The 15,960-nt window shown below is 68.7% G+C and carries 13 protein-coding genes; 9 read left to right on the plus strand and 4 right to left on the minus strand.

Going from position 1 to position 15,960, the window contains the following annotated elements:
- Positions 1-69 precede the first annotated feature (69 nt).
- Positions 70-990 (minus strand): peptidylprolyl isomerase, encoded by a 921-nt coding sequence (locus ASF41_RS13375; RefSeq protein WP_056493917.1) that lies wholly within the window; start codon positions 988-990, stop codon positions 70-72.
- A 612-nt stretch (positions 991-1,602) separates the two neighbouring features.
- Between ASF41_RS13375 and secA the strand changes: the two genes are divergently transcribed.
- From secA to ASF41_RS13390, 3 genes are all read left to right on the plus strand, one after another.
- Positions 1,603-4,497: a preprotein translocase subunit SecA gene (secA, locus tag ASF41_RS13380; RefSeq protein WP_056493921.1), complete on the plus strand. Its 2,895-nt coding sequence runs from the start codon at positions 1,603-1,605 to the stop codon at positions 4,495-4,497.
- A complete protein-coding gene (locus tag ASF41_RS13385; protein WP_407067290.1) occupies positions 4,446-4,907 on the plus strand; it encodes a GNAT family N-acetyltransferase in 462 nt (153 codons plus the stop codon). The genes secA and ASF41_RS13385 overlap by 52 nt, the downstream gene beginning before the upstream one ends.
- Positions 4,908-5,099: 192 nt before the next feature.
- Positions 5,100-5,843 carry a cell wall hydrolase gene (locus tag ASF41_RS13390; protein WP_244479651.1) on the plus strand — a complete coding sequence of 248 codons (744 nt, stop codon included), beginning with the start codon at positions 5,100-5,102 and terminating at the stop codon, positions 5,841-5,843.
- Between the two features lie 570 nt (positions 5,844-6,413).
- On the opposite strand, the gene ASF41_RS13395 is transcribed toward ASF41_RS13390, so the two are convergent.
- Both ASF41_RS13395 and ispG read right to left on the minus strand, forming a co-directional pair.
- The gene (locus ASF41_RS13395; protein WP_056493934.1) at positions 6,414-8,363 is read right to left on the minus strand and encodes a potassium transporter Kup; all 1,950 of its coding nucleotides are present in this window, start codon (positions 8,361-8,363) and stop codon (positions 6,414-6,416) included.
- A 215-nt stretch (positions 8,364-8,578) separates the two neighbouring features.
- Positions 8,579-9,886, minus strand: coding sequence for a flavodoxin-dependent (E)-4-hydroxy-3-methylbut-2-enyl-diphosphate synthase (gene ispG / locus ASF41_RS13400; protein ID WP_056351993.1), 1,308 nt, complete (start codon positions 9,884-9,886; stop codon positions 8,579-8,581).
- 353 nt (positions 9,887-10,239) lie between these two features.
- On the opposite strand from ispG, the gene ASF41_RS13405 reads away from it, so the two are divergent.
- The 6 genes from ASF41_RS13405 (at position 10,240) to ASF41_RS24875 (ending at position 14,965) form a co-directional block, all read left to right on the plus strand.
- Positions 10,240-11,352 (plus strand): patatin-like phospholipase family protein, encoded by a 1,113-nt coding sequence (locus tag ASF41_RS13405; protein ID WP_056493937.1) that lies wholly within the window; start codon positions 10,240-10,242, stop codon positions 11,350-11,352.
- 57 nt (positions 11,353-11,409) lie between these two features.
- Positions 11,410-12,030 carry a sigma-70 family RNA polymerase sigma factor gene (locus ASF41_RS13410; protein ID WP_056276178.1) on the plus strand — a complete coding sequence of 207 codons (621 nt, stop codon included), beginning with the start codon at positions 11,410-11,412 and terminating at the stop codon, positions 12,028-12,030.
- A 111-nt stretch (positions 12,031-12,141) separates the two neighbouring features.
- The gene (locus ASF41_RS13415; protein WP_244472684.1) at positions 12,142-12,936 is read left to right on the plus strand and encodes an anti-sigma factor; all 795 of its coding nucleotides are present in this window, start codon (positions 12,142-12,144) and stop codon (positions 12,934-12,936) included.
- Positions 12,937-13,193: 257 nt separating this feature from the next.
- Entirely contained in the window at positions 13,194-14,054 is an 861-nt protein-coding gene (locus tag ASF41_RS13420) for a phosphatase PAP2 family protein (protein WP_056493944.1), read from the plus strand.
- Between the two features lie 3 nt (positions 14,055-14,057).
- Positions 14,058-14,195 carry a hypothetical protein gene (locus ASF41_RS24870; protein ID WP_156653287.1) on the plus strand — a complete coding sequence of 46 codons (138 nt, stop codon included), beginning with the start codon at positions 14,058-14,060 and terminating at the stop codon, positions 14,193-14,195.
- A 599-nt stretch (positions 14,196-14,794) separates the two neighbouring features.
- Positions 14,795-14,965 carry a TonB-dependent receptor gene (locus tag ASF41_RS24875; RefSeq protein WP_156653288.1) on the plus strand — a complete coding sequence of 57 codons (171 nt, stop codon included), beginning with the start codon at positions 14,795-14,797 and terminating at the stop codon, positions 14,963-14,965.
- A 161-nt stretch (positions 14,966-15,126) separates the two neighbouring features.
- On the opposite strand, the gene ASF41_RS13425 is transcribed toward ASF41_RS24875, so the two are convergent.
- A complete protein-coding gene (locus tag ASF41_RS13425) occupies positions 15,127-15,876 on the minus strand; it encodes a TerC family protein (protein ID WP_056493947.1) in 750 nt (249 codons plus the stop codon).
- Positions 15,877-15,960: the final 84 nt, after the last annotated feature.

The raw sequence follows: 15,960 nt of genomic DNA on the forward strand, positions 1-15,960 counted from the left end.
GCCTGAGGCAGGGCAAGTCGCCTGAGGCAGGGCAAGTCGCCTGAGGCAGGGCGAGTCGCCTGAGGCGGGTTACGGCGCCTTCTGAGCCGGGGCGGGCGCCACGGCCGGAGCGGCCGCCGTGCGCTCGATCTTGGCCCCCTCGCGCAGTTTCAGGATCAGGTCCTGCTGCGCCTTGCGGGTCAGGTACTGGTCCACCTGCTCCTTCATCTCATCGAAGGTCGGGACCGGCTTGGTGCGCTTCTCCTCGAGCTTGATCACGTGCCAGCCGAACTGGGTCTTGACCGGATCGGACACCTGCCCCGGGCTCATCTTGAAGGCGGCCTCGGCGAAGGGAGCGACCATGCGCTCCTTGGTAAACCAGCCGAGGTCGCCGCCCTCGGTCTTCGAACCGGGATCCTTCGACACCTCGGCCGCGACCCGGGCGAAGTCCTCGCCGCCCTTGATCCGCGCCGCGATCTTCTTGGCCTCGTCCTCGCTCTCCACGAGGATGTGGCGGGCGTGGGCCTCCTCCTCGGGCTTCATCGCCTTGACGGTCTGGTCGTAGAGGGCCTTGGCCGCCTCCGGCGTCGCCGCCTTCTTGGCCTCGCGCTCCAGGTACTCGTCGAGGAGGAGCTTGTCCTTGAAGTAGGCGAGCTTGCGCTGGAAATCCGGCGAATCACCGATCTTGGCGGCTTCGGCCGCCTGGGCCCCGACCTTGAGGTCGATCATGTAGTCGACGAGGAGAGCTTTCTTCTGGGCGTCGTCGACGCCGGGCAGAGAGAGGGCGGGATCTTCGGCCGCGATGGCGAGGTCTCCCACGGTGATCGGCGCCCCGTTCACCTTCGCCACCACGGTCTCGGGAGCGACGGGTGCTGCGGCCGGTGCCGGGGCGGCCGGCGCCTGTGCCCGGGCCGAGGCCAGCGGCAGGCCGAGCGCCAGGGCGACGGCGCCTGTGCGCAGGAGGCCCGTGCGCAGGAGTCCGGAGCGCGAAAGGGACTTGATCATCGTCATGGAGGCGTCCTTGGGAGCGCCGCCCACGTCCCGGCACGGGGCCGGTCGGAGGTCGTCGCAGGGGGCGGTCGAGCGAGGTGCGGCCGGGGGCCGCGGATTGGCCGCGTCATCAGGTGGCGCGTGCACCCCCCGATGGCAAGCACGGCCGCAGCGTCGAGCGGCCGAATCCAGGCGCCCGTTCGCCGCGCACGCGACGCACCCTCACGCCGTTCCCTCTCCCGTCGCGGCGACGGGTGCGTCGGGCGATCACGATGCGGGGAGATCCCGCGAGCGGCCCGGACACGCGCGCCCGGATCCTTCGTATGAGGACTGAGACCATGAGAACCGGGGCCGCGGCACCCCGGCGCCGAATCCGGCCCACGGGGTTCGCGCGGGCGAATCACGCCCCGGATCGAAACGCGGCGCGTCCGCGTTGGCCGGGTCAAAGCCAGCTCAGCGCCCCTCCGGGCATGCGGCCACTCGGCGTCCTCCGCTTGCCCCGCGCCGATCCGGCCCCACCCGATACCCCGGTGTGGACGCGGGCCGGCTCTTTCGGATGCGCCGGCCCGTGTTTACCTCTATAAGCCCGGCCAACATTCGCCTTCAGACTTTTCGATCGACCGTAGGTTCACGATGCTCGGTGCCCTCGCCAAGAAGATTTTCGGCTCGTCCAACGACCGGCGCGTGAAGGGCTATCGTCCCCGTGTGGCCGAGATCAACGCCCTGGAGCCGCAGGTCGCCGCGCTCTCGGACGACCAGCTCCGCGCCCGCACCGACATGCTGAAGGCCGAGCTCGCCGCCGGCAAGACGCTCGATGACATCCTCGTGCCCGCCTTCGCCACCGTGCGCGAGGCGGCCAAGCGCGTGCTCGGCCAGCGCCACTTCGACGTGCAGCTCATCGGCGGCATGGTGCTCCACGAGAGCGGAATCGCCGAGATGCGCACCGGCGAGGGCAAGACCCTGGTGGCGACCCTGCCGGTCTACCTCAATGCCCTCTCGGGGCTGGGCGTCCACGTGGTCACGGTGAACGACTACCTGGCCGCCCGCGACGCGGAGTGGATGGGCCGGGTCTACCGCTTCCTCGGCCTCACCGTCGGCACCATCGTGCACGGGCTCGACGACGGCCAGCGGAAGGAGGCCTACGCCGCCGACATCACCTACGGCACGAACAACGAGTTCGGGTTCGACTACCTGCGCGACAACATGAAGTACGAGCTCAGCCAGCTGTCCCAGCGCGGGCACAACTTCGCGATCGTCGACGAGGTCGATTCGATCCTGATCGACGAGGCCCGGACCCCGCTGATCATCTCCGGCCCGGTCGACGACCGCTCCGAGCTCTACGTCTCGGTCGACGCGCTGATGCCGCATCTCGAGCGGGAGCATTACGATCTCGACGAGAAGCAGCGCACGGTCTCGCTGACCGAGAGCGGCAACGAGTTCGTCGAGGACCTCCTGCGCGGGGCTGATCTCCTCAAGGAGGGCGACCTCTACGACGCGCACAACGTCAGCCTCGTCCACCACGTGAACTTGGCCCTGCGCGCCCACACCCTGTTCACCCTGGACAAGGACTACATCGTCAAGAACGACGAGGTGGTGATCATCGACGAGTTCACCGGCCGCATGATGCAGGGCCGGCGCTACTCGGAAGGCCTGCACCAGGCGCTCGAGGCCAAGGAGCGGGTGACGATCCAGCCCGAGAACCAGACGCTGGCCTCGATCACCTTCCAGAACTACTTCCGCCTCTATTCCAAGCTCGCCGGCATGACCGGTACGGCCTCCACCGAGGCCGACGAGTTCGCCGAGATCTACAAGCTTGAGGTCGTCGACATCCCGACCAACAAAGAGGTCGAGCGCGTCGACGAGGACGACGAGGTCTACCGGACGGTGGCCGAGAAGTACGACGGCATCATCGCCGAGATCGAGAAGGCGCATGCGCGCCACCAGCCGATCCTGGTCGGCACCGGCTCGATCGAGAAGTCGCAGCACCTGGCCGAGATGCTGGTCAAGGCAGGCTTCCGCCAGCTCGACTACTCGGACCCCAACGCCCTCACGGACGTCTACGCCGCTGCCCGCGAAGGCCGGGTGACGAAGCGCTTCGCCGTGCTCAACGCCCGCTTCCACGAGCAGGAGGCCTACATCGTCGCCGAGGCCGGCGTGCCCGGCGCCATCACCATCGCTACCAACATGGCCGGGCGCGGCACCGACATCAAGCTCGGCGGCAACGTCGAGATGCGCGTGGAGAAGGAGCTTGCCAGCGTGCCCGAGGGGCCGGAGCGCAACGCGAAGATCGAGGCGATCAAGGCCGAGATCGCTGAGAACCGCGACAAGGTGCTGGCCTCGGGCGAGGCGGCCGACCCGGCTGCGGGCCGCAAGGTCGCCCTGCCGGGCGGCCTCTACATCATCGGCACCGAGCGCCACGAATCCCGCCGAATCGACAACCAGCTGCGTGGCCGCTCCGGTCGCCAGGGCGATCCCGGCCGCTCGAAGTTCTACCTGTCGCTCCAAGACGACCTGATGCGGATCTTCGGGTCCGACCGCATGGACGGCATGCTGACCCGCCTCGGCCTGGAGCAGGGCGAGGCGATCATCCATCCCTGGATCAACAAGGCCATCGAGAAGGCGCAGCAGAAGGTCGAGGCGCGCAACTTCGACATGCGCAAGAACGTGCTCAAGTACGACAACGTCATGAACGACCAGCGCAAGGTCGTGTTCGAGCAGCGCCGCGACTTCATGGGCCAGGACAGCGTGCGCGAGACCGTGGACGAGATGCGCCACGGCGTCGTCGACGACCTCGTGGCGGTGCACGTGCCCGAGAACGCCTACGCCGAGCAGTGGGACATCGAGGGCCTGCGCGAGCGGGTCCAGACGGTGCTCAACCTCGACGTTCCGGTGGAGGACTGGGCCAAGGAGGAGGGCATCGCCGATGAGGAGATGCGCGACCGCCTGCGCCAGGCCGCTGACGAGGCCTATGGCGGGCGCACCGAGAAGAATACGCCCGAGGTGATGACCTATGTCGAGAAGCAGGTGCTCCTGCAGACTCTCGACCACCTCTGGCGCGAGCATCTCGTCACCCTCGACCACCTGCGCCAGGTGGTGGGCTGGCGCGGCGTCGCCCAGCGCGATCCCCTCAACGAGTACAAGTCCGAGGCGTTCGAGCTGTTCAACAGCCTGGTCGCCGCCCTGCGCGAGCAGGTGACGCAGCAGCTCTCGCGCATCGAGATCATGTACGAGGAGCCGCCCGTGGAGGGCGCCGACAACCCCTTCGCCCCACCCGGCCTGCCCCCGATGTTCGCCCAGCACCTCGATCCCGTCACCGGTGAGAACGAGATGGCGGGCACCGGTACGGGTAGCGACGGCGGCGCGGGTCCCGCCTACGGCTACGCCGCACGCGAGATGGCCACGGACACCGCCGTTCTCGAGCGCAACCCGGACGATTCCTCCACCTGGGGCCGCGTCGGGCGCAACGAACCTTGTCCCTGCGGCTCGGGCAAGAAGTACAAGCACTGCCACGGGACGCTGACGGCCTGAGCGTACCGGCGGTCGCCTACGGCATCGAGCCGGACCTCGACGCGGCGGAGTTCCGCCGCGTCCTGATCGAGTCCGGACTCGCCGTGCGCCGCCCGACCGACGACCTGCCGCGCCTGGCCCGGATGCTGGCGCAGGCCGATCTCGTCGTCACCGCCCGGCGGGACGACGACCTCGTCGGCGTCGCGCGCACGCTCACGGATTTCGTGTTCTGCGCCTATCTCTCGGACCTCGCGGTGAGCCGCTCCGCGCAGGGGCTCGGGATCGGCCGCGGCCTCCTCGCCGCCACCCGAGCGGCAGTCGGGCCGCAGGCCTCGCTCCTGCTGACGGCCGCCCCCGGGGCCGTCAGCTTCTACGATCGGATTGGGATGCCGCGGGTGGCGGATGCCTTCCGCTACGACCGCGAGGCCTGACCCGCCGCCTCGAAATCGCCGCCCCTGCCCAGAAACGAACCCATTTGGTGGTCAAGCCATATGGATACGCTTGAGGGAGTGGAGCGAGACGGCATGCAGGAAACCCGATCGGCGACGACGCTGCCTCTACTTGGTCTCCTCCTGGCGGTTCCTGGTCTCGGTGGTTGCAATACCTATGCGGGTGCACCCAAAATGACGGGTTCGACGCTCGCAGCCAAGCCGGTGTCCGTCACCGATGAAGAGCGCGACTGTCTCGGTCGGGCGATGTACTTCGAGTCGAATCGCAGCGACGCCGAAGGCCTGCTCGCCGTCGGCACGGTGGTCATGAACCGGCTCGAGGCCGCCGCCTTTCCGAATGGCGGGATCTGCTCGGTGGTTGGCCAGCCCCGGCAATTCGCCCCCGGTGTCCTGACGAAGAAGATGGACGACAAGAGCCTGCAGAAGGTCGCCGAGGTGACCGATGCCGTCCTCGATGGCCAGCGCCACCCGAAGGTCGGGCGAGCGATGTACTTCCACACGGCCGGCCTGCGCTTCCCCTACAACAACATGCACTACGTGGCGGTGGCCGGCGGCAACGCCTTCTACGAGAAGCGCAAGCCCGGCGCCGTGGAGCAGGCCACGTCGCCCGCGCTCGCCTTCGCCTCGGCCGAGGCCCCCGCGGCGCCGACGATGCCCGTGGTCGCGGCTCCGGTTTCCCCCGCGGCCGCCCCCATCCCCGCCCCGGTCCAGACCGCGGCTGCCCGCGCGACCCCGGCCGCCTCGGTGTCGGACCATCGTGCGGCCCCGATCCGTACGGTGCGGGCCACCGTCGACGAGAAGCCCGCACCCGCGGCCAGGGCACCGAAGGCCGCCCACAGCCGCGTCGCCCTGACGCCGGCCGCCCTGGCTCCTGAGCCGCTGATCCCGCCGCCCGTCCTCAACCTGCCAAGGCCGTGAGCCGGCCCCCAAGGAACCGCCGCGAGCCGTGGGCCGATTCCCGACGGACCTCGGTTCCGGCGCCTTGCGTGCCGCTTTCGGTCGCGGAGATTAACGGGGCCGCCACCCTATCTGAAATCGCACCTTCTCTTTACCGCAGGTCGCGATGAGCATGGTTCGGCCGGTCGCCCATCTCGCAAAGGCGTGCACGCGTGCGATCGTCCGTGCCCTCACTGGGGGCTTCGATGCGCTGACGGGTCCGGTCGGACGCCTGAACGATCGCGTCGAAGCGCACCTGCGCGATCGGACACCGTTGCTCAGGTCCTATTACGCGCGTCCCGCGCCTCGGCTGGCTGCGCCGTTGCCCGTGCTCGACGGGCCCATCGATCTGGCGCTTCGTGGTGGAATCCGCGAGACCGCGCCGGGCCGACCGGCGGAGACGACGGCGCCGCAGCCATCCGCCGTTGCATGAGCCAGGTGCCGCCCTCCGAAGCCACCTGATCCGCTCACTGCGGTGGGCGCTTCGCCCGAATGTCGGAAAACCCGCCCGTCGCGGCCCTTCGGACCGGGAGGCCGCCTTCGGCACGGTCCCTACACGGTCACCTGGGTCCCGACCTCGACCACGCGGCCGGTGGGGATCTGGAAGAAGTCCGTGGCGTCGTTGGCGTTCTTGGCCAGGGTGATGAAGATTCGGTCCTGCCACAGGGGCATGCCCGAATGGGCGGCCGGGCGGATCGAGCGGCGGGACAGGAAGAACGACGTCGCCATGATGTCGAACTTGAAGCCCTGCTTGCGCAGCAGCGTCAGGGTCCGGGGGATGTTCGGCGTCTCCATGTAGCCGAACTTCATCACCACCTTGTGGAAGTGCGGGCCGATCGGCTCGATGTGAATACGGTCGACCTCGGCGGCGCGGGGCGTGTCCACGGTCTCCACGGTGAGCACCACGTTCTTCTCGTGCAGCACCTTGTTGTGCTTCAGGTTGTGCAGCAGGGCGGCCGGGGCGATGTAGGGGTCGCTGGTCAGGAACACCGCGGTGCCGCGGACGTGATGCGGCGGGCTCTTCTCCAGCATGCTGACGAGCTCGGTGAGCGGTACGTCGGTCTTGCGCGTCTTGTTGATCAGGATCCCGACGCCGCGCACCCAGGTCCACATCATGACGATCAGGGCACCGGCGAACAGCAGGGGTACGTAGCCGCCCTCGAACACCTTCAGCATGTTCGACAGGAGGAACAGGAACTCCACCGCCGCGAAGGGCAGGATTGCGAGGCCGGCGGCCCAGGGCGACCATTTCCAGGTCTTCCACAGCACCAGGAAGGCGAGGCTGGCGGTGATCAGCATCGTGCCCGTCACGGCGATGCCGTAGGCAGAGGCCAGGGCCGCCGAGGAGCGGAACAGAACCGCCAGGATCACCACGCCGACCATCAGCAGCGCGTTGATCTGCGGCAGGTAGATCTGGCCCGAATGCGATTCGGAGGTGTGGCGGATCTCCAGGCGCGGCAGCAGGCCGAGCTGGATCGCCTGGCGCGACAGCGAGAAGGCGCCGGTGATGACGGCCTGGCTCGCCGTGACGGTGGCGGCGGTGGCGAGCAGCACTATCGGCAGCAGGCCCCATTCGGGCACGAGCTGGAAGAACGGATCGGTGGTGTCGGGCTTCGACAGCACCAGGGCCGCCTGGCCGAAATAGTTCAGCACGAGGCAGGGACCGACCAGGCCGAGCCAGGCGATCTGGATCGGGCGGCGGCCGAAATGGCCGAGATCGGCGAACAGGGCCTCGGCCCCCGTCACCGCCAGGAACACCGCGCCGAGCGCCACCAGGGCGCCGGTGCCGTGCCCGAGGAGGTAATGCACCGCGTAGTACGGGTTGAGGGCCCAGAACACGTCGGTGTTGGCAGCGATGTGGGGCAGGGCGGCGAGCGCCATCGCGGCGAACCACACCACCATCACGGGGCCGAAGAAGGAGGCCACCTTGCTGGTGCCGCGCACCTGGATGAGGAACAGCGGCACGATGATCGCGATGGTGATCGGCAGCACGTACGAATCGAAGGCCGGGGTGACGAGCTTCAGGCCCTCCACCGCCGAGAGCACCGAGATTGCCGGCGTGATGATGGCGTCGCCGTAGAACAGCGAGGCGCCAAGCAGACCGAACATGAACACCACGCGGGAGCCGCCGAGCGCCGTGCGGGCCAGTGCCATCAGCGAGAGGATGCCGCCTTCGCCGTTGTTGTCCATCCGCAGCAGGATGACGACGTACTTGATGGTGACGATGAGGACGAGGGCCCACAGGATCAGCGAGGCGACGCCCAGCACCTCCTCGCGCAGCAGGATGCCGTCGGCCCGCGCCGAGACCAGGGCCTCGCGGAAGGCGTAGAGCGGGCTCGTCCCGATGTCGCCGTAGACAACCCCGACGGAACCGAGGACCAGCGTCCACAGGCCCGCCGGGCCGTGGGCCCGGGCGGTCTCGGGCGAGGCCTCGGCGGCCGGAGGTGCACCGGCGCCGTCGGGTTTGGCGGCGGGCGCGCTCGAAGGGGCGGTTTGCGTCATTCGGCTCGATCGAGGCTCGTGGCGAGCCCAACGTCTCGCGGCGCGGGTTTGGTCGCGCGCGAGAACGCCGGGGCCGTCCCGACGGGGTCGGGCGGCAGGGGACGGTCGCGTTCACGCTATCATGCGGCGCAGCACGCGAGAACGGCAACCTGGGCGCGGTTGCCGCTCATCGGGGTTCGAGTCCGGATCGCGTCCGGTAGCTGCGCGTCAGGAGGCTACTCGGCGGCGGTGCGGGTACCCGTGCCGAAGCGCCGCTCGATGTAGTCGGTCACCACGGTCTCGAAATCCTTGGCGAGGGTCGGTCCGCGCAGGGTCATGGCCTTCTTGCCGTCGATGAAGACCGGCGCCGTGGGGGTTTCGCCGGTGCCCGGCAGGGAGATGCCGATGTCGGCGTGCTTCGATTCGCCGGGGCCGTTCACGATGCAGCCCATCACCGCGACGTTGAGCCCCTCGACGCCCGGATAGGCCTTCTTCCATTCCGGCATCGAGTTGACGATCCAGCTCTGGATGTCGCGGGCGAGTTCCTGAAACGTGGTCGAGGTGGTGCGGCCGCAGCCCGGGCAGGCGGCGACGAGGGGCACGAAGGTGCGGAAGCCCATGGTCTGCAGGAGTTCCTGCGCGGCCTTCACCTCCACGGTGCGGTCGCCGCCCGGCTCGGGGGTCAGCGAGTAGCGGATGGTGTCGCCGATGCCTTCCTGCAGCAGCACGCCGATGGCGGCGGAGGCGGCCACCAGGCCCTTCGAGCCCATGCCGGCCTCGGTGAGACCCAGATGGATGGCGAAGTCGGAGCGGCGCGCCACCTCGCGATAGACCGCGATGAGATCCTGCACCGCCGAGACCTTGGCCGACAGGATGATCTTGTCCTGGGACAGGCCGAGTTCCACCGCGCGCTCGGCCGAGCTGAGGGCCGATTGCACCATGGCCTCGCGCATCACCGCGCGGGCGTCGATTGGCCGGGCCGAGCGGGCGTTCTCGTCCATCAGGTGCGTGAGCAGCGCCTCGTCGAGGGAGCCCCAGTTCGCGCCGATCCGGACGGTCTTATCGTAGCGGATCGCCTGCTCGATGATGGTCGAGAACTGCGTGTCCTTCTTCTCCTTGAAGCCGACATTGCCCGGGTTGATCCGGTACTTGGCCAGCGCCTCGGCGCAGGCCGGATGGTCGGACAGGAGCTTGTGGCCGATGTAGTGGAAGTCGCCCACCAGCGGCACGTGCACGCCGATGCGGTCCAGACGCTCGCGGATCTTCGGCACGGCGGCAGCCGCCTCGTCCCGGTCGACGGTGATGCGCACGAGCTCCGAGCCGGCCCGGGCGAGCTGGGCCACCTGGGCCACGGTGCCGTCGATGTCGGCGGTGTCGGTGTTGGTCATCGACTGGACGACGATCGGTGCACCGCCGCCTACCGTGACCGCGCCCTCACCGGATCCGATGGTGACGCCGACCGTGCGGTGGCGTGGGCTCGGGCCTGCGATCTCGGGGCCGGTGCCGCTGATCGGGTTGACGGGGGTCGCGTCCATGATGTCCATCGTTGACTGTGCGCTCCGAGGAACGTCCGCCGCCGACCGGGAGCCTCCGATCGGGCCGGTCCGGACCGGGGGCGGCGTTCCGATGCCGCAAACTCTACGCCCTCGATCGTTTAGCTGAGATGACGGCGGGCGGGCGTCAAGTCCGCTGCGTCACCGGGCATTCCGGATGGCACAGCGAACACGCTGATCGTATTCGGCTTCTCCCATGTCCCATCCGGGCGGCGATGTCGAGTTTCCGGACCGGTCCGGGTGGCAGGGCTGCGTCACGGACAGGGAACCACTGCATCTTCCCGCCTGTTTGTGGCCTTGCGGCATCATATATTGCGCTGCAGCATAAACGTTGGGAGATCCGCATGCTTGATCCGCATCAGCAGCCGACGGTCGATTCGCTCATCGACGTCCCGGTCGAACGGGACCTGCGGATGCAGCCCGCCGCCAAGACCCGTGTGATGGCGGGTCCGCATGCGGAGAAGACCGTCGCCCTCGCCCTTCAGGGCGGCGGCGCGCACGGCGCCTTCACCTGGGGCGTGCTCGATGCGCTGATCGAGGACGGGCGCCTCGGTTTCGAGGCGATCACCGGGGCGAGCGCCGGGGCGATGAATGCCGTCGTGATGGTCGATGGCTGGCTCGAGGACGGGCCCGGGGGCGCTCGCCGGGCCCTGGAGCGGTTCTGGCGCGAGGTCAGCCTCGATGGCGACTTCTGGCCGGCTCAGCGCCGCGCCTTCAGCGGTCTGTTCGAGTTCTGGTCGAACAATCCGATCGCGGAGTTCTGGAGCCGGGCCCTGAAGACCAGCCCCTACACCTCGAACCCGCTGAACTACAATCCGCTCCGCAAGGTGCTCGCCGCCCAGGTGGATTTCGAGCGCCTGCGCGCCGCTGAGACCGCTGCGGTGTTCGTCTCCGCCACCAATGTCTGGACGGGCAAGCTCGCGGTGTTCGAGCGCGAGGCGCTGAACGTCGATCACCTCATGGCCTCTGCCTGCCTGCCGACCGTGTTCCAGGCGGTGGAGATCGACGGCGTGCCCTACTGGGATGGCGGCTATCTCGGCAACCCGCCGCTCTATCCCCTCTATCGCGGGGCCGAGACCCGCGACATCGTCCTGGTGCAGATCAACCCGGTGGAGCGCCGCGAGACCCCGCGCACGCCGCAGGAGATCCAGGACCGGCTCAACGAGATCACCTTCAACGCCAACCTCATGCGCGAACTGCGCGCGATCGACTTCGTCGACCACCTCATCGCCGAGGGCGTGCTCGGCCGGGGCGAGTACCAGTCGCAGTACGTCCACCGCATCGACGGCACGGGCGCCCTCGACGAGTACCAGGCCTCCTCGCGCCTCGATGCCCGCTGGCGGGTGTTCGAGCGCCTGCGAGACAAGGGCCATGGTGCGGCTCAGGCCTGGATCGCCGAGAATTACGAGCAGATCGGCCGAACCTGCACCCTCGATCTCGAGGCGACCTACCGTTGATGCGCGTCCACACGCCGCGGCTGGATTAAGAGCAGCGGTTCGTGCGTTGATGCTCTTATGACGACCGAACCGAACCGGCCCGGCCCCGCTGCCATCGTCGACCTGCTCGTGCCGCTCCGGCGCTACGCGCGGGCCCTGACGCGCGACACGCTGCGGGCCGATGACCTCGTGCACGATGCGCTGGTGCGGGCCCTGGAATCGGGCCAGGCGGCGCGGCCGAACACCAACCTGCGCACCTGGATGATGACGGTGCTGCACAACGTCTTCATCGACGAGCAGCGCCGGAAGCGGGTCGAGGCCCGCCACGCCGATACCCTCGTGCAGATGAGCGAGGAGATGGCGCCCCCGGCCCAGGAGGCGCAAGTCCGCCTCGCGCAGATCCGGCGCGCCTTCCTCACGCTGCCGGAAGAGCAGCGCGCCGCCCTTCACCTCGTTACCCTGGAAGGTATGGCCTATGCCGATGCGGCGGCCGTCCTCGGCATCCCCATCGGCACGCTGATGTCGCGCCTCGGCCGGGGCCGCGCCGCCCTGCGGGCCTTCGAGGAAGGTGAGCGCCAGGGGAGCGGTGTCGCCGAGCGGCGCCAGCGCCTCGCGGCCGAGCGGCCGCGCCTGCGCCTCGTCGCCCAGGACGAGGACGACGCATCGCACCGAACGGGCCGCGCCGTCGGCGACACCTGAGACGTTTTCGAAGACCGGGACGGAGCGCCATAGGCAGGCCGATCCGTTCTCAGCGCGGCCGGGACTCCTCGTCCGGGGACGCGCCCCCTGTATCCGACCGGAGCCGACGCCATGGACCAGACCGCGATGATCGATCCGATCACCGAGAATGACCTCACCGCCTTCGTGGATGGGCAGCTCGATGGCCTGCGCCGCCTCGACGTGGAGGCGCACCTGGCGCGCAATCCCGAGACCGCCGCGCAGATCATGGCCGAGCTGCACGACCGGGACGCGCTCCGGCAGGCCTTCGCCATTCTTCCCGGCCCCGGACCGGAGCGCAACCGGGCCGCCGCACGGCGCCTCGACCGGACCCTGGCCTGGCGCCGGTTCGGTGACCGCCTGCGGCGCGCCGCGGTGATCGCGCTCCTCGTTGGCACCGGCTGGCTGGCCCATTCCGACGGGCCTTTCCTCGGCGTGCCGGACACGTTCGCCTCCCCCGTCGATCCGGCCCTGGTCGCCGATGCCCGCCACGCCCGCGAGGCGGCGCAGGTCCGCGCCCGCATCGCCGCGCAGCGGGGCGATCAGGCCCAGGCTTATGATCGCGCCGGCATTGCCGCAGCTACCGGCATCGCGTTGCCCGACCTGCCGGCGGACTGGACGGTGCGCGACGTGCAGATCGTGCCGGCCCGCAACGGCACCGGCATCGAGGTGGTGATTGACGCCGGCAAGCTCGGCGAAGTCTCCCTGTTTGCCACCCGCAGCCTCGACGGCCACGTCGCTCCGAGCGAGGTCACGAGCCCCGGCGACGGCGAGACCGCCTACTGGACCGCCGGTCACTCGGCCTACGCCCTCAGCGGAGGTCACGACCACGTCGGTCTCGAATCCGCAGCGCGCAACCTCGCCGGCCGGACTGCGACGAAGCTCTGATCGGTCGTCGCGTCGGTCCGGCGCCTGCATTGCCCGGTTTCCGCGACGCGGCGCTCTCCCGGCGCGTCGATCGCCTGTGTCGATGCAGGACGACCAAGTCCGGTCATTCGCCTCTTCCGACGTTTTCCGGGAGCCCGAAAGAAACATCGAAAGCGATTTCGTCAGCGTTCAGACGAGCCGTGCCATAGGCCTGTTGTATAGAAGCCCTATACTCCGATGGCACTCACTCTGTGCCGACCTCTGACGCCGAGACGCCGATGGCCCGCCTGCTCCCGACCCTGATGTTTCTGGCCGCCCTGCCGGTGGGGATTGCCCCTACGGCGGTTCGGGCGGAGGAGACTGCGCAGAAACCGGCCTCGGCCCCCGCCGTCGGTGTCACGCCCCTGACACCCGGCAAGGCAGCCCGGGCACCCTACCTCTCCGAGGCACAGGCGCCCGACACCGTCGCGATCCTCGGAGCCCCGCCGCGGGGCCAGTCGGCGGCCGAGTCGGCGGACAAAGCCGCGTTCGTCGCAACTCGGGCCCTCAAGGGAACGCCGCGCTGGACCCTGGCCACCACCGATGTGGCCGATGGCGCCTCGGCGATCCTTGACGACTTCGCCTGCGTCATCGGCCAGCGTATCGAGCAGTCCCGGGCGCCTGCCCTGATGACCCTTCTGGAACGCGCGCGCCTCGACATCGCCCAGGCCACTCGTGGTCCGAAGCTGCATTACCGCCGCCTGCGCCCCTTCGTCGGCAACGACGCGGAGATCTGCGTGATGCGGACCTCCGACCTCGGCAATGCCTTCAGCTTCCCGTCGAGCCATGCGACCCAGGCCTGGACCTACGCGGCGATCATGGCGGCCCTGATGCCCGAGAAGGCGACGCAGTTCTTCGTCCGTGCCCGCTCCTACGGCGAGAGCCGTGTCGTCTGCGGTCTGCACTGGGCGAGCGATATCGAGGCCGGGCGCACGGCTGCGAGCGCCGTCTTCGCCGCCCTTCAGGGCGACGCCGGCTTTCGGGCCGATCTGGAGAAGGCTCGCGTCGAACTCGGCAAGCTCAGGGCCGCCGGCGGTCCGGCTCCCGACCAAGCCGTCTGTGCCCGCGAGGAGGCCGCCGCCCGTGAGCCGATCCTGTAGTGTTTGACCGGCGCCCCGGCGTTCCAGAACTTCATCACTGAGCAGTACCGGATCGGTTATGCCTTCGAGCATCGCTTCGGCCCCGACCCGATCTTCTGGCAGAACTTCCGCAACCAGCAGATCGACGCTGACCTAAGCTAGACCCAGATCGACGCCCTGAGCGACGATCTCACCCGGGCCCTGCGCTCCACGGGCCGGATTACCAACGTGCTCGACGCGTTCGCGGTCGACAACCAGATCGAGGCGCACGTTGCCACCGGTCCCGTGCAGCGCACCCTGCTCACCGACGAACTCATGCCCTCTGTGAGCTTCGCGCCCTCCTTCGCCTCACACTTGGGCTCGATCGCGACGGCACACCGTTCCAGTCGACGGAAGTCCAGCAGATGGCGGCATCAAGTTCAACGTGCCGGGCACCAACGTCGTCCTGAACACCGCCATCTTCGACATCACCCAGACCAACGTGCTGCGGCCCGACCCCGTCAATCCGTTGGTCGTCTAGGCCGCCGTCGGAGAGGCGCAGGCGCGCGGCGCGGAACCGGAGGCCGTCGCTAATCTCGGACCCGGCTTCAACATCCTGGCTGCCTAGAGCCACGTGGACATCCGAACGACCCGGAGCCCGGGCAGCCCGGAGACGGTCAGGCTCGCCTTTTCGGGCATTCCCGGCAACCCCTTCAAGATGCGCGCGACCTCCGTGCTAACCCCCGGGTCTCGACCTCTACGGTCTCGGGGTCGGCGGCGGCGTGCGCGACGCTGGCAGCAGCCCGGCCAACGACGTGCCAAGCAGCTTCCGCAACGCCACCGTGACTCTGTTCGATGCGGTACTCGGCTACGATTTCGCACGGATCGATCCGAAGCTGCAGGGCATGAAACTGCAGGCCACCGTCCACAACCTGTTCGACCGCAGCTATTAGACCTGCTGCCAGGCGGGCTTCTGCTATCGCGGTCAGCCGCGCCTGTTCATCGCGAGCATGATCGATCTCTGAGAACGCGCCGCCCGCCGGAGGGAGGCCCGGCCGATCACCCCGGCCGAGCCTCCTTGAGGGTTTTCCCGTGAAACGTTAACGACGTTTCCTCAAGATTTGGTGATCGTTCCAGTCTGGGCACGCCTGCGGCGTCGGGCCAGCATGTTCAGCCCCTCCACGCCCGCCGAGAAGGCCATGGCAGTGTAGATGTACCCCTTCGACACGTGAGCACCGAAGCCTTCGGCGATCAGGGTCATGCCGATCATGATGAGGAAGCCCAGCGCCAACATCACGACCGTCGGGTTGGCGGCGATGAAGCGTGACAACGGGTCGGCAGCCAGCAGCATCACGGTCACGGCGGTGACGACGGCGATCACCATGATGGGCACGTGCTCCGTCATGCCCACCGCCGTGATGATGCTGTCGATGGAAAATACGAGATCGAGGACGAGGATCTGGCCGATGGCTGCGGTGAAGCCGAGCCGCACAGCGTTGCTCCCGAGCGTCTCCGGCTCCGGATCGACGGTGTGATGGATCTCCTTCGTGGCCTTCCACAGCAGGAACAGGCCGCCGGCGATGAGGATCAGATCGCGCCAGGAAAAGCCCTTGCCGAACACCTCGAAGACGGGCTGCGTCAGGGCGACGATGTACGCGATGGTGGCGAGGAGGCCGAGGCGCAGGATCAGCGCGAGGCCGATGCCGATGCGCCGTGCCTTCTGCTGGTGCTCGGGCGGAAGCTTGTTGGTCAGGATCGAGATGAAGATGAGGTTGTCGATGCCGAGCACGACCTCCATCACCACCAGGGTGGCGAGGGCCGCCCAGGCGGTGGGGTCGCTGGCGAGTTGAAGCAGGCTGTCCACGGTGGCCTCGTCGAGTCAGTCAGGGCCGCTCCCCCGGACGGCGTCGCGCCGGGAGCGGGGATGGAGAGGGGCGGGGCCGGTCCC

It is taken from the genome of Methylobacterium sp. Leaf111, from assembly GCF_001423285.1.
Lineage (GTDB): Bacteria > Pseudomonadota > Alphaproteobacteria > Rhizobiales > Beijerinckiaceae > Methylobacterium.